The following is a 14,066-nucleotide window of genomic DNA, read 5'->3' as shown; positions in this document are numbered from 1 at the left end:
GATGTTCCGTGTGAAAGATTAAGAGGTAGCGTGCAGGCGTTTGGCGATTTCGGCAACGAGTTGCCGGGCCAAATGCAGCTTGGAGTTGCGAGGCAGTTCGGTAGAACCGGCGGCATCGATGAGCAGAAGTGCATTGTCGTCCTGACCGAAGGTCGCGGGACCGATGTTGCCCACCAGCAGCGGCACCTTTTTTCGCAGTCGCTTTGCCGTCGCGTGGGCCAATAAATCATGGCTTTCCGCAGCAAAGCCCACGCAATAGAGATCGCCACGCACCGCACGTTCGGTTTGGGCCACATCGGCCAGTATGTCGGGATTCTCTACAAACTCGAGTTTCGGCGTTGCACCGCTGCCGTCTTTTTTAAGCTTATGGTTGGCCGCAGTCGCAGGGCGCCAATCCGCCACAGCAGCCGTTGCTATAAAAACAGTAGCGTTTTGCGCATGTTCTGTGCTGGCTAGGTGCATATCGAGTGCCGATTTCACATCGACCCGCTTAACGCCGCGAGGCGTTGCCAAAGCCACCGGGCCTGCGATCAAGGTCACCTCAGCGCCAGCTTCCCGCGCGGCACGGGCAATAGCAAACCCCATTTTCCCGCTAGAGAGGTTGGTAATGCCACGCACCGGGTCAATCGCCTCGAAGGTGGGCCCGGCAGTGACCACGACATGCTGCCCCGCCAGACGCTGAGGCTGAAAGAACGCAACAACCTCCTGCAGCAACTCGTCCGGCTCCAGCATGCGCCCGTCGCCCGTCTCACCGCAGGCCTGGTCTCCATTTCCCACGCCCAGCACATGGGTGCCATCTGCACGCAGTTGCGCGAGATTGCGCTGGGTGGCAGGGTGCGCCCACATCTCCCGGTTCATGGCGGGGGCAATGATCAGCGGCACGCTCTCAATCGGCCGCGCAAGGCACATCAGGCTCAGCAAATCATCGGCACGACCATGCAACAGTTTGGCCATGAAGTCGGCGCTGCAGGGCGCAATCAGAATGGCGTCGGCCTCGCGACTCAGGTTGATATGCGGCATGTTGTTGTGCTCGCGAGCATCCCACTGCGAATCAAATACCGGGCGATTGCTCAGCGCTTGCATGGTCACCGGCGTGATGAATTGCGCGGCGGCCTCGGTCATCACGACCTGCACGGTAGCCCCCTGCTTGATCAACGCACGGCACAGCTCAGCCGCCTTGTAGCAGGCAATGCCGCCTGTCAAACCCAGAACAATATGTTTACCGGAAAGGTCCATGTCGTACTCATTTCATGATGGCGAACAGCACGATGGCGCTGCCGCAGACCGCCGCAATGTAGCAGACGCCTATAATCTCGCTTTACCACCTCATCGAACCCTCAAGTTCGCCCCTGACATGACCAAATTTGTCTTCGTCACCGGCGGTGTGGTGTCTTCCCTTGGAAAGGGAATCGCCTCAGCCTCCCTTGCTGCGATCCTCGAATCGCGGGGCCTGACAGTCACCCTCATCAAGCTGGACCCCTACCTCAACGTTGATCCCGGGACCATGTCTCCCCTGCAGCACGGCGAGGTGTTCGTCACCGACGACGGCGCAGAAACTGACTTGGATCTTGGCCACTATGAGCGTTTCATTGAAACGCGCATGCGCAAGACCAACAACTTCACCACTGGTCAAATTTACAAAAGCGTGCTCGACAAAGAGCGCCGCGGTGACTACCTGGGCAAAACAGTCCAGGTCATTCCCCATGTGACCAACGAAATCCAAGAGTTCGTCAAACGCGGTGCGCGGTTCGGCGAGCCGGATGCGGTGGACGTGGCGATCGTCGAAATCGGTGGAACCGTGGGCGACATCGAGTCGCTGCCCTTCCTTGAAGCCGTTCGCCAAATGAGCCTCAAGCTCGGCCCTAACAACAGCGCGTTTGTCCACCTGAGCTACCTCCCCTGGATTGCAGCGGCCGGCGAACTAAAGACCAAGCCGACCCAGCACACTGCCAAGCAGTTGCGCGAAATCGGTATCCAAGCGGATGTTCTTTTGTGCCGCGCGGATCGCCCGATTCCTGATGAAGAGCGCGCCAAAATTTCGCTGTTCTCCAACGTGCCTGAATGGGGCGTGATCTCCATGTGGGATGTGGACACCATCTACAAAGTGCCGCGCATGTTGCACGAGCAAGGCCTGGATGGCCTGATTTGCGACAAGCTGCGCCTGAACACACCACCTGCAAGCCTTAAGCGCTGGGATGATCTGGTGTATGCGACCGAACACCCCCAAGGCGAAGTCACTATCGCCATGGTCGGCAAGTATGTGGACCTGACTGACAGCTACAAATCAGTCAACGAAGCCTTGCGCCATGCCGGCATGAAGAACCATGTACGCGTCAAAATCGAACACGTGGATTCCGAGACCATTGAAGCCAGCACGGCCAACCAACTGGCGAAATACGACGCCATTCTGGTGCCCGGCGGTTTCGGCAAGAGGGGTATTGAAGGGAAGATCAGCACCGCCCGTTTTGCCCGCGAGAACAAAGTGCCCTATTTGGGAATTTGCTTGGGGATGCAAGTTGCCACCATCGAATTCGCGCGCCATGTGGCCGGCTTGACAGATGCCAACAGCACCGAATTTGATCCCGAAAGCCCGAACCCCGTGATCGCCCTGATCACCGAGTGGAAGGATGCGGACGGCACGATCAAAACCCGTGATGTCAATTCGGATCTTGGCGGCACCATGCGCTTGGGCGCACAAAGCTCTGATGTAGCCAAAAACACGCTGGCCCACAAGATCTATGGGGATGTCGTCACCGAGCGCCACCGCCACCGCTACGAGGCGAACGTGAATTACCTCGACACCCTTCGGGCATCTGGTCTCGTCATTTCTGCGCTGACCCAGCGCGAGCAACTGACCGAGATCGTGGAACTACCGGAAAGTGTTCACCCTTGGTATGTGGGTGTGCAGTTCCACCCGGAGTTCAAGTCCACTCCGTGGAACGGCCATCCATTGTTCAATGCATTTATCAAAGCGGCCGTTGAGCACCAGAACGGTGGAAAAAGTTTGAAAGCGGTTGCCTGATGAAGCTTTGCGATTTTGAGATCGGCCTCGATCGTCCCTTTTTCCTGATCGCCGGAACCTGCTCCATCGAGGGCTTGGAAATGTCCATCGAAGTGGCAGGGCAGCTCAAAGAGGCATGCACCAGCTTGGGCATCCCCTTGATTTACAAGGGCTCGTTCGACAAGGCCAACCGCTCCTCCGGGACCAGCAAGCGTGGTGTCGGCTTGGATGCCGGACTGAAAATTCTGGACGAAGTACGCCGCCAACTGCAATTGCCCATCCTGACCGATGTGCATGACGAGTCGCATATCGCCGAAGTCGCCAGCGTGGTGGATGTGTTGCAAACACCCGCGTTCTTATGCCGCCAAACTGACTTCATCCGTGCCGTTGCCCAATGTGGCAAGCCGGTGAACATCAAAAAGGGGCAATTCCTTGCCCCTTGGGACATGAAGAATGTGATCGACAAAGCCCGTGCTGCTGCGGAAGAAGTCGGCCTCTCTCCTGACCGCTTCTTGGCTTGCGAGCGCGGTGTGAGCTTTGGCTACAACAACCTGGTGGCGGACATGACCAGCTTGGCCGAGATGCGGAAGTCGGGCGCCCCAGTGGTATTCGACGTAACCCACTCTGTGCAAAAGCCTGGCGGCTTGGGCGGCAGCAGTGGTGGCGCGCGTGACATGGTGCCTGTGTTGGCCCGCGCCGGTGTGGCTGCCGGCGTGGCAGGACTCTTTATGGAGACTCATCCACGCCCCGCAGAAGCTTGGTCTGACGGCCCCAATGCCGTTCCACTGCGCCATATGAAAGCGTTGTTGGAAACTTTGGTCGCGCTGGATTCCGTAACCAAAAAAACCCCGTTGCTGGAAGACAACTTCCAGTAATCGGCGGCAAGATGGGATTTGACGTTTTTTGTTTGTGTGTTTTTGAACTGGAAAGAAACTAATGAGCGCAATTGTTGACATCGTCGGCCGAGAGATTCTTGACTCTCGCGGCAACCCTACCGTTGAATGCGACGTGCTGCTGGAGTCCGGCACCATGGGCCGTGCGGCTGTGCCCTCCGGCGCATCCACTGGTTCCCGCGAAGCCATTGAGCTGCGTGATGGCGACAAGAAGCGCTACCTCGGCAAGGGCGTGTTGAAAGCGGTTGAGCACATCAACACTGAAATCTCCGAAGCCGTATTGGGCCTCGACGCTTCCGAACAAGCCTTTCTGGACAAGACATTGATTGACTTGGACGGCACCGAAAACAAATCCCGCTTGGGCGCCAACGCGATGTTGGCTGTCTCCATGGCAGTAGCCCGCGCTGCCGCTGAAGAGGCAGGCTTGCCTTTGTACCGTTACTTCGGCGGCATGGGCAGCGTGCAAATGCCCGTTCCCATGATGAACGTCATGAACGGTGGCGAACACGCCAACAACAACCTTGATCTGCAAGAGTTGATGATCATCCCCGTGGGCGCACCCAGCTTCCGCGAAGCCCTGCGCTGGGGTGCCGAAGTGTTCCACGCGCTCAAGAAAATCCTGCACGACCAGGGCATCAGCACGGCAGTGGGCGACGAAGGCGGTTTTGCCCCCAACGTGGCAAACCATGAAGCCGCGATCCAGATGATTCTGCAAGCCATCGACAAGGCTGGCTACGTCGCAGGCGAGCAAATCGCTCTCGGCTTGGATTGCGCCGCTTCTGAGTTCTACAAAGACGGCAAATACGAACTCGAAGGTGAAGGCCTGAGCCTGACCGCCCAAGAGTGGACCGACATGTTGGCCACCTGGGTCGACAAGTACCCCATCATCAGCATCGAAGACGGCATGGCTGAAGGCGACTGGGACGGCTGGAAAGTATTGACCGACCGTTTGGGTGCCAAGGTGCAAATCGTGGGTGACGACTTGTTCGTGACCAACACCAAGATCCTGAAAGAAGGCATCGACAAAGGCATAGCCAACTCGATCCTGATCAAGATCAACCAGATCGGCACTTTGTCTGAAACTTTCGCCGCCATCGAAATGGCCAAGCGTGCCGGCTACACCGCCGTCATCAGCCACCGCTCGGGCGAAACTGAAGATTCCACCATCTCTGATATCGCGGTGGGCACCAACGCCGGCCAGATCAAGACCGGTTCCCTGAGCCGTTCCGACCGTATGGCCAAGTACAACCAGTTGCTCCGCATCGAAGAGGACTTGGGTGATGTGGCCGTGTACCCCGGCCGCGCGGCGTTCTACAACCTGCGTTAAGCCTCTCCATCGACCGAACCACTGCCATGGGTAACCGCTGGGTCCCTGTCATGTTGATTGCACTGCTGCTGATCCTGCATGGTCAGCTGTGGTTCGGTCGTGGAAGCATCCCGGACGTCGCCCGACTGTCCAAACAACTAGAAGAACAAAAACAGCTCAACGCGCAGGCACTCCAAGCCAATGAGCGTCTCGAAGCTGAAATCCACGACCTGAAAGAAGGCCTGGAAATTGTCGAAGAAAAAGCACGCTCTGAATTGGGCATGGTGAAGGCGAACGAGATTTACGTTCAGATTGCCCGCTGAGCTTGATAGCTATGGGCTTGAAAATAGCGATTCTCGGCGCGGAATCGACCGGCAAAAGTACCCTCGCGCACGATTTGACGCTCGCGCTACAAGCTGCCGGAACCCAGGCAGTTACTGTCTCTGAATATTTGCGCGAATGGTGCGATCTGCACCAAAGAACTCCCCGCCCCGACGAACAAGCCGGCATTGCCATGGAGCAAACACGCCGTGTTGCCGCGCCCCACGGCATGACCGTGGTTTGTGACACCACGGCCATGATGACGGCCATTTATAGCGATGTGCTTTTCCAAGACATGAGCCTTTACACCGAAGCTCTCGCGGACCTGCGCACCTGCTCGCATGTTCTGGTCACGGGTTTAGATTTGCCTTGGGTGGAAGATGGCTACCAACGCGACAGCCCTGCAGGGCAACAGCGGGTCCATCAGCGCTTGCAAACGGTATTGCAGGAACACGACATTGCCTATTCCATGGTGTGGGGCAAAGGCTCCTTGCGACTCAAGGCTGCCTTGCGTATCGTGTTACCCGACCAGGTGGAAGACGATCGCCAAGCCGCCGAACAATACGCACGTTGGCTTGGCCAATGTGAGAAGTGTTCGGACGCGGCCTGTGAACACAGCCTCTTCAGGTCTTTGCTAGCCCGTTAGTGGGTGCCGGAAGGCCCCTGCTGCAGTTGGACCGCATCAGTGAACAGCTGAGCAGCATCCACCGGGTCAAACCGGTACTGCACACCGCAGAACTCGCAAGCGACTTCGATATCGCTACGTTCCGCCAAAATGCTGGCAGCCTCTTCGCGCCCAAGGCCAACGATCATTTTGCCCACGCGCTCGCGACTGCAATTGCAGCTAAAACGCGGCGCAGTCTCACCCACCAAAGGTTCAAACCGGGTTAAGGGCTCTTCCCAAAAAAGGCGTCGAAGAATCGTGTCGACATCCAGCTCCAGCAACTCTTCACTTTTCAGGCTCTTGGCCAAGATGGAAATGCGGTTGTAGTGCTCGTTCAGACCGATTTCATCCTCGTTCTCTTTGGACACCATGCTGCCCGAGAGATTCCCCTCCCCTTGCATCGGCAAGCGCTGGATCAGCAGACCCGCCGCCACCTTGTCGTTGGCGGCCAATACCAGCGTGGTATCTAACTGCTCGCTTTGCAGCATGTAGTGCTCCAACACCTCGCTGATGCGCTCCAGCGGCTTGCCACTGTCATCAAACAAGGGCACGACACCCTGGTAAGGCTGTTGACCAGGGAACTTGGTGGTCGGGTCCAGGGTAATCGCGCAACGCCCTTCATTTTGCGCATTCACCATCTGGCTCAACAGCATGTCAGGCGCAATGTCTCCCGCAATAGTGGCGGTCGAGCGAACCTTGAAATCGGGCTGGATCTCGGTGACCGCCAGCTTGACCGGGCCATCACCAAAAATTTGCAGGACGAGCGCACCGTCAAACTTGATGTTGGACTGCATCAAGGTCGCCGCTGCCGTAATCTCACCTAACAGGCTTTGCACGGGCTCCGGGTAGGCGCCATGCTCCGTGCTGGAAGCGCGTCGCCGCAAAATCTCTTGCCAGGTGTCCGTCAGACGCACGATGGCACCCCGAACCGGTAAACCATCAAACAAAAACTTGTGCAGTTCAGACATGCACCTTCTCCAAAAAAAACAGGCCCCTTGCGGGGCGGACAAACTAAGCGATTTTCTTCAGGCTGGACCTGAAACGTCGCGCGTTTTCGACGTAATGCTTGGCACTGGCCACCAACGCTTGTTGCTGTACTTCGGTCAACTCCCGCACGGCTTTGGCAGGACTGCCGATGATCATGCTGCCGTCAGGGAATTCCTTTCCTTCGGTCACCAAAGCACCTGCCCCCACCAAACAGCCTTTGCCGATACGAGCACCGTTAAGAACTACCGCACCGATACCGATCAAAGAGCCATCACCGATGGTGCAACCATGCAACATGACTTGATGCCCCACCGTGACGTTGTCGCCAATGGTCAAAGGCTTACCCATGTCTGCGTGTAGCACGCTGGCGTCCTGGATATTGGTTCCTGCACCGATGCGGATCGTTTCCGTGTCTCCGCGCACTACGGCTCCGAACCATATATTGGCATCTGCGCCAATTTCAACAGCGCCCATGACTTCGGCGCTGTCTGCGATCCAAACACCCTCAGAAAGCTGAGGCGCGATGCCATCAAGTTCATAAACCGCCATCAGAGTCCCCACAGCGCAAAACTAGAATTGTAAGGATGGAACTTAGAGAACACGCCCTCAAGGCCTTTCAAGCCAGTGTGCCGGAGCACAAAGCGCAACTGGCGTTGGAGTTGCTGTCTGGTGATCCGGCATTCGTCGTGGATGCAAAGCGCTACTTCGCGCCACCTGACGCACCGGGGCAACCGCCTCGTCCGGAACTCGTGGTTCCCAAAGACGTTCCCCGCCGCTCGCCCTTCACACCTGCAGGGCATGCAGCGTTGATGCACTCGATCACGCACATTGAATTCAATGCCATCAACCTCGCTTTGGATTGCATTTGGCGTTACGACCACATGCCAGAAGCGTTCTATCGGGACTGGGCGACTGTGGCCGCTGAAGAAGCCAAGCACTTCACCCTACTGTCCGGACACCTGAAGGCACTGGGCTATGCGTATGGCGACTTTCCCGCACATACCGGGCTGTGGACGATCTGCCACAACACCGCCCCTGACATCGCTGCCCGGATGGCACTGGTGCCGCGCACCATGGAAGCGCGCGGACTGGATGCGACGCCACTGATTCAATCCAAACTCGCCAAGGTCGGCACTGCAGCGGCTCTGGAGGCGCGCGCTATTCTGGACATCATCTTGGCAGAGGAAGTGGGCCACGTCGCCACCGGAAACCGCTGGTACCACTGGCTCTGCGCCCAACACAATTTGGATGCAGATGCGTTTTATGCGCAAGCAGCGGTGCGGTATGCGGCACCGCGGCCCAAACCACCATTCAATTACGCAGCCCGCAAAGCAGCAGGCTTTACCCCTGCAGAAATGCAAAAGCTAGACCTCGATGCAGGGATCGAACCTGGGCGCGATATAGCCTCGTCCGACGCAGCACACACCACCTAGAATCGAATCAACTATTTTCTGTGCCGGCTCTCCGGCTGCTTGATGTACCCCACCGAAAATGCCTTTGCCAACCCCGGCGCTGCCTCTATCTCGATTGCCCGGCAAGCCATCGTCGACAAGAACCAAGCCGTGGTTGGGTATGAACTTTTCAATCGCAGCGTCCAAAAAGGCGCGCACACGGCATCATCCGATGCCCAAATGCTGTTCAACTTGCTGTCGATGGCCGAGAGTGAAACGCTCGTTGGCAATGCCCTCCTGTTTGTCAATTGCACACTCGACAGCCTCGCGGCAGGCCATGTCGACTTGATTGCGCCGGAGCATTATGTTTTGCAAATTCCGGCAGTGCCGCTGTCCCAAGTAGATCAAATCCAGCTGCGACTCCCGACCTTGCGAGCCCTGCACGCGCGCGGTTTTCGGCTGGCGTTCGACTACTCCGTGTTGACGCAGCCTTACGAAGACTGGCTCCCTTTGGCCGCCTACATCAAGTTCGACACGGTCGTTTTGAAATCCGCGACCATGAACTCCTTCATCCGCTTGGCGCAAGCGAAAACCCAAGCCCATCTCGTTGCAGAAAAAGTATCGACCCAAGCGCAGTACCTTCAACTCAAAGAGCTGGGAGTCGGCTTGTTTCAGGGCGACTGGTTCTCCCAAGCCACCCTGGTTGAAGGGCATAGCATGCGCCCCGGTCAGGCCACAATCCTGCAACTGATCAACCTAGTTCGCAAGCAGGCCAGTACCGCAGAGATTGAAGAAGTCTTGAAGCGTGACCCAACCCTGTCTTTTAACCTCCTGCGATTTATCAACTCTGCAGGGTTCGGCCTCCGGACCGAGGTTTCTTCTTTCAAGCACGCAGTCATGCTGCTGGGATTGCAACGACTCTTCAAATGGGCTGCCTTGTTGCTGACCACATCGACGCTGAGCGGCGCTGCGCCTGCTATCGGAACCACCGCGGTGGTTCGCGGCCGCTTGATGGAATTGCTAGCGGCAGAGGCCCTCCCCGCCGATGACTGCGACCACGCATTTGTTGTGGGTATCTTCTCCTTACTCGACAGCATGCTGGGTATGCCGCTCGAGACCGCATTGGCCAACCTCACCCTGCCAGACAGTGTGACGCAGGCTTTGCTCCACCGGAGCGGGCCCCTTGCGCACTACCTCACGCTCACCCTCGCTTGCGAATCAGGCGATGACGAGGCCTTTGCCCAGAGTGCCCAAGCCTTGCAGCTGACTGAAAAGCAAATCAACTGGGCGCATTTGCAAGCCTTGGCGTGGGCGGAGACATTGGGCGAGACCTGAGCGGGACCACGCCCACCCAAAGCTCCCCGTGCCACTACCCGCGAGGGTGGTGCTGGGCGTGCAGCGCAGCCAACCGATCCCGGGCCACGTGGGTGTAAATGGTCGTGGTGGAGATGTCGGCATGGCCCAGAAGCATCTGCACGGCGCGTAGATCCGCCCCATGGTTGAGCAAATGGGTGGCAAATGCATGCCGCAAGGTGTGAGGTGACATCGGGCTGCGGATACCTGCCATCAGCGCATAACGCTTCACGAGACCCCAAAACATGATGCGTGACATCGCGCTGCCCGCCTTGACACCGCGCACGGTCACAAACACATCTTCGCTTTGTCGTCCGGCCAAAAGCTCTGCGCGCGGCCCTTTCAGGTAGCGCTGCAACCAGAGCCCCGCCACCTCACCAAAAGGCACCAAACGCTCTTTGGAGCCCTTGCCCACGACCCGCAGGACACCTTCATTGAGCCCCAGCTGCGTCATGCGCAGAGCCACCAGCTCGCTCACGCGCAGACCGCTGGCGTACATCAGCTCCAACATGGTCTTGTCCCGGATGCCGAGTGCCTCACCGGTGTCCGGCGCATTCAAAAGCGCTTCCACTTGCGCTTCGCTCAGGGTTTTGGGAACCCGCAAAGCCTGCTTGGCAGCCTGCAGCTTGAGGGTCGGGTCTTGGGCAATATGCTTTTCGCGTAAAGCCCAGCGAAAGTAGCGCTTGAAAACAGTCAACCGCCGGTTGGCCGTAGTCGCTTTGGTTTCAGCATGCCGGGCCGCAAAATAGGCCTGCACATCATGCTCTTGGGTTTGCACTAACGGCCGCCCCTTGAGCGAGGCCGCAAACAAGCGGAGATCTCGCCGGTAGGCCTCCAAGGTGTTCTTGGAGAGGCCCTCTTCGAGCCACAACGCATCGATGAATGCATCCACCGATGCGGTGTCCTCCATGATCAATCCAGACGCAGCTTGGCAGAGTCCACGACCTTTTTGTAGACCTCAAACTCCGCTTTGATTTGTTCTGCAAACTGCTCGGGTGAATTGCCCACCACCAGGGAGCCGGTGTCCTCAATGCGTTTGCGCACCACCGGGTCCTCTAGCACTTTTTTCACGCCAGCATTGATTTTGTCGATCACGTCTTTGGGCAGGCCTTTGGGGCCGTAGATGCCATAAAACGCCATGCGGTTCACAGGCTCCAGCCCCACCTCTTTGAAGGTGGGCACGTTGGGCAACTGGCTCAAGCGCTGGGGCGCAGCCACCACAATGGGGACCAACTTGTTGGAATTGATAAACGGCAATGCGGATGGCAGATTGTCGAAAATCAGGGGCACTTGCCCTCCCACGGTGTCATTCAGTGCCGGGCCTGCTCCGCGGTAGGGAATGTGGGTGATGAAAGCGCCGGTCAAGCTCTTGAACAACTCCGTCTGCATGTGGCCAATGCCACCGGTGCCCGAGGATGCATAGGAATATTTGCCCGGATTTTTCTTGATCTCAGCCAAAAACGCTTTGTAGTCTTTGGCTGGGAACGTGGGGTGCACCGCGATCACATTGGGCGTTGCCGCAATGTTGATGATGGGCGAGAAATCGGTGAGCGGGTTGTAGGGGTTTTTCGGGTTAATGGCAGGGTTTGCAGCCACGGTAGACACGGTGGCAATACCCAGCGAATAACCATCGGGTGTTGATTTGGCGGTTTCGTTGGCTCCCACTACACCGCCGCCACCGGCCTTGTTTTCCACAATGACACTCTGGCCGAGTACTTTGCCCAGCGGGTCGGCGATGATGCGGGCAATGATGTCGGTTGTGCCGCCGGGAGCAAACGGCACCTGCAACTTGATCAATTTATTGGGGTAGGTCTGGGCCATGCTCACACCAGAGGCAGCGACCAGGCTGCAGGCCAGAATCAAACGACGTTTCAACATGTAGTCTCCATAAAAAGAAGCCAAGCAAACCCGGCGAGTTTGCTCTGCCACGATGGTACTGCGACACAAGGGCGCGGGTCTATGCGGTGGAACCATTAGGCTGCTGATATGCTCACCCGCGTGAATTACGCCCAGCTACTTTTCCCCGACTTTTCGCTCATTCTCCTCGGCTACCTGGTCTGCCGCTACACCCAGCTCAACCGCCCTCTGTGGGAGAAGGTCGAGGCCTTGGTGTACTACCTGCTGTTTCCGGTTCTGTTGTTTCACTCCATCGTCAAAAGCCCGCTAGATCTGCAAGTCGCCTCGCGGCTGATGGGCGCAGGCTGGGCACTCGGGATCGCGGCTATCGGCCTGGCTTATGTGTTGCCCCACTTGCCCGGGTTGCGACGCCATATCAGCGGCCCGGACCACGCCGCGAGTGCGCAAATCGCCTTCCGCTTCAACTCCTTTATCGGCCTGGCAATTGCTGAGCGCTTGGCGGGCCCACAGGGTCTGCAGCTGATTGCGGTGTTGATCGGGGTCTGTGTGCCTTTGTTCAATGTGGCGGCTGTGTGGCCGATGGCGCGGCATGCCCAACGGAGTTTTCTCAGTGAGCTGGTCCGCAACCCGCTCATCATTGCGACGGTCGGAGGGCTGATCAGTAACCTGCTGGGCTTTCAAATGCCGGTGTGGCTGGAGCCCACGGTGACCCGTTTAGGCGCAGCCTCTCTGGCGATGGGCCTGATGGCGGCCGGTGCGGGCATGCAATTCGGCGCCTTGGCACGGGCCAAGACTTTGGCAGTGGCGGTGCTGGCCATCCGCCATGTCATTACGCCCGCCATGGCGTGGGGAGTGTCCAAGCTCTTCGGCCTGGACCCAACGCAGACTACGATTTTGCTGGCGTTTTCCGCCTTGCCCACCGCCTCTAGCTGCTATGTGTTGGCAGCACGCATGGGCTATGACGGTGCCTATGTGGCGGGCCTGGTGACGCTCTCCACCCTGCTGGGTGTAGTGAGTTTGCCGTTTGCGCTAGGTGTGTTGCGCGGGCTGTAACCTTACTCGTACCAGCGCTGCAAGGCCTCGGCGTGCATCGCATGCCGGTAGCTGCCTTGGGGCAACCAGCTCGGCGCGCTGCAGGCGGCCCGCGAGACGAAATCCAGCAGCGCCATATGGCGCCGTAACACCCGCTCCTGGCGGTGTCCGATCAAAGGATTAAAAATCCCATAGCGGCTGAATAGTTGCCGGGGATTCTTTTTAATCCAAAGCCAAGAACCCATCTCGAGTGTCAGCGGCAGGAACACCTGCCGGGCGGGATCTTCCAGCCGGGTGTGCAAGTGGTCCCACAAATCGCCGTGGGTCAGGTACTGCAGGCTTTGCGGCTCAAACACATAGGGGTGATGGCTGTAACTCTGCCGGTACATGCGCTGCAGCACATACATTTCTGCCAGATGCGTGATGGGCTGGCGCGTGTGCGCATAGGGAAACCACAGGCGGTCCCGCACTCCGAAGCCGGAATGGCAGTCGATGGAGATGCTGAATGCGCGGTGCGTCAGCTCCGACTCCACGACATCGCACAGCGCCTGGGCTTCGGGCTGCATGGGCGCTGAGAGTGCACCGCGGTACCACGGCAGCTTGGCACTGACACGCTGGCCACCAACCCAGGCGGGCACCGGCTCTAGGGCGTCGATCGGGGCATTGCGCATCAGATCTACACCTGCGGGGTTGGCCCGCGTGCCACGCAACATGCCCCCCGGATTGACCAAGGGCATGAACACCATACGCATGGTTTGCAATTGCTGGTGCAAGGTATGGTCCCACGCCATGCGCTGGACCAAACTGGCCAGAAAGGCGAGCACCACCTCGGTACCAATACGCTCCAGCCCATGCACCCCGCCAAAAAAACCGATGGCGGGCACCTCGGGGGACGGGTTCCCCATAGCAATCGCATAGACCGGCAAGGCCCCACTCTCGGATGCGACTTGGTGCATCACACGCACCTCCACGCGGTCACCTGCAAGCTGCAATATCCGGTCGAGTTCTGCCAGCGCGGGCAAGTTGGTGGATGGCACAAAGTCTCCTGTTATTCACGAGCTTAGCGGCCCAAGTCACGCTTTCAAAGCCCTGCGGCGCGTCCACCACACTGCCATCAAAGCGTCACACAAAAGACCTAAATTCATTTCAGCAAAACGTAACCGGGAGCTGTCATGATCCTCAAACTGCTGGGCTTGCAACGACTGTTGGATGAATTGTTCGACGATGAGTGGTTAGCCCCCATCGCGTTGATCGAGGTATG

The 14,066-nt window shown here is 58.1% G+C and carries 14 protein-coding genes; 8 read left to right on the top strand and 6 right to left on the bottom strand.

The window, feature by feature from the left end:
- Window positions 1-18: 18 nt before the first annotated feature.
- The gene (gene coaBC / locus RAE21_RS03435; RefSeq protein ID WP_313880151.1) at window positions 19-1,236 is read right to left on the bottom strand and encodes a bifunctional phosphopantothenoylcysteine decarboxylase/phosphopantothenate--cysteine ligase CoaBC; all 1,218 of its coding nucleotides are present in this window, start codon (window positions 1,234-1,236) and stop codon (window positions 19-21) included.
- A 118-nt stretch (window positions 1,237-1,354) separates the two neighbouring features.
- Here coaBC and pyrG point away from each other — a divergent pair, with 118 nt between their 5' ends.
- The 5 genes from pyrG to RAE21_RS03410 all read left to right on the top strand — a co-directional run bounded on the left by pyrG (window position 1,355) and on the right by RAE21_RS03410 (window position 6,167).
- Complete coding sequence (pyrG, locus tag RAE21_RS03430; protein ID WP_313876163.1) at window positions 1,355-3,022, top strand: CTP synthase; 1,668 nt, start codon at window positions 1,355-1,357, stop codon at window positions 3,020-3,022.
- Window positions 3,022-3,876 carry a 3-deoxy-8-phosphooctulonate synthase gene (gene kdsA / locus RAE21_RS03425; RefSeq protein ID WP_313880150.1) on the top strand — a complete coding sequence of 285 codons (855 nt, stop codon included), beginning with the start codon at window positions 3,022-3,024 and terminating at the stop codon, window positions 3,874-3,876. Before pyrG ends, kdsA begins: the two co-directional genes overlap by 1 nt.
- Window positions 3,877-3,937: 61 nt before the next feature.
- Window positions 3,938-5,221 (top strand): phosphopyruvate hydratase, encoded by a 1,284-nt coding sequence (eno, locus tag RAE21_RS03420; protein WP_296507956.1) that lies wholly within the window; start codon window positions 3,938-3,940, stop codon window positions 5,219-5,221.
- Between the two features lie 26 nt (window positions 5,222-5,247).
- Window positions 5,248-5,523 carry a septum formation initiator family protein gene (locus RAE21_RS03415; protein ID WP_313873534.1) on the top strand — a complete coding sequence of 92 codons (276 nt, stop codon included), beginning with the start codon at window positions 5,248-5,250 and terminating at the stop codon, window positions 5,521-5,523.
- Window positions 5,524-5,534: 11 nt separating this feature from the next.
- Window positions 5,535-6,167 carry an ATP-binding protein gene (locus RAE21_RS03410; protein WP_313880149.1) on the top strand — a complete coding sequence of 211 codons (633 nt, stop codon included), beginning with the start codon at window positions 5,535-5,537 and terminating at the stop codon, window positions 6,165-6,167.
- Here RAE21_RS03410 and hslO read toward each other — a convergent pair.
- Window positions 6,164-7,153, bottom strand: a complete 990-nt coding sequence (gene hslO, locus RAE21_RS03405) for an Hsp33 family molecular chaperone HslO (protein WP_313873536.1) — start codon at window positions 7,151-7,153, stop codon at window positions 6,164-6,166. The two genes, RAE21_RS03410 and hslO, sit on opposite strands and share 4 nt — an antisense overlap.
- Window positions 7,154-7,196: 43 nt before the next feature.
- Window positions 7,197-7,721: a gamma carbonic anhydrase family protein gene (locus RAE21_RS03400; protein ID WP_313880148.1), complete on the bottom strand. Its 525-nt coding sequence runs from the start codon at window positions 7,719-7,721 to the stop codon at window positions 7,197-7,199.
- A 35-nt stretch (window positions 7,722-7,756) separates the two neighbouring features.
- On the opposite strand from RAE21_RS03400, the gene RAE21_RS03395 reads away from it, so the two are divergent.
- Both RAE21_RS03395 and RAE21_RS03390 read left to right on the top strand, forming a co-directional pair.
- A complete protein-coding gene (locus RAE21_RS03395) occupies window positions 7,757-8,605 on the top strand; it encodes a ferritin-like domain-containing protein (protein WP_313880147.1) in 849 nt (282 codons plus the stop codon).
- Window positions 8,606-8,647: 42 nt separating this feature from the next.
- Complete coding sequence (locus tag RAE21_RS03390) at window positions 8,648-9,898, top strand: EAL and HDOD domain-containing protein (RefSeq protein WP_313880146.1); 1,251 nt, start codon at window positions 8,648-8,650, stop codon at window positions 9,896-9,898.
- 34 nt (window positions 9,899-9,932) lie between these two features.
- Here RAE21_RS03390 and xerD read toward each other — a convergent pair whose 3' ends face one another.
- Window positions 9,933-10,826: a site-specific tyrosine recombinase XerD gene (xerD, locus tag RAE21_RS03385; protein WP_313880145.1), complete on the bottom strand. Its 894-nt coding sequence runs from the start codon at window positions 10,824-10,826 to the stop codon at window positions 9,933-9,935.
- Window positions 10,827-10,828: 2 nt separating this feature from the next.
- Window positions 10,829-11,794 carry a tripartite tricarboxylate transporter substrate binding protein BugE gene (locus RAE21_RS03380; protein ID WP_313880144.1) on the bottom strand — a complete coding sequence of 322 codons (966 nt, stop codon included), beginning with the start codon at window positions 11,792-11,794 and terminating at the stop codon, window positions 10,829-10,831.
- Between the two features lie 108 nt (window positions 11,795-11,902).
- Here RAE21_RS03380 and RAE21_RS03375 point away from each other — a divergent pair, with 108 nt between their 5' ends.
- Window positions 11,903-12,826, top strand: coding sequence for an AEC family transporter (locus RAE21_RS03375; RefSeq protein ID WP_313880143.1), 924 nt, complete (start codon window positions 11,903-11,905; stop codon window positions 12,824-12,826).
- A 2-nt stretch (window positions 12,827-12,828) separates the two neighbouring features.
- On the opposite strand, the gene RAE21_RS03370 is transcribed toward RAE21_RS03375, so the two are convergent.
- Window positions 12,829-13,842, bottom strand: coding sequence for a M14 family zinc carboxypeptidase (locus RAE21_RS03370; RefSeq protein ID WP_313880142.1), 1,014 nt, complete (start codon window positions 13,840-13,842; stop codon window positions 12,829-12,831).
- Window positions 13,843-14,066: the final 224 nt, after the last annotated feature.

The sequence above is a fragment of the Rhodoferax potami genome (assembly GCF_032193765.1).
Lineage (GTDB): Bacteria > Pseudomonadota > Gammaproteobacteria > Burkholderiales > Burkholderiaceae_C > Allorhodoferax > Allorhodoferax potami.
The sequence above is the reverse complement of the archived record's forward strand: the minus strand, read 5'-3'. Positions and strand labels throughout refer to the sequence as shown.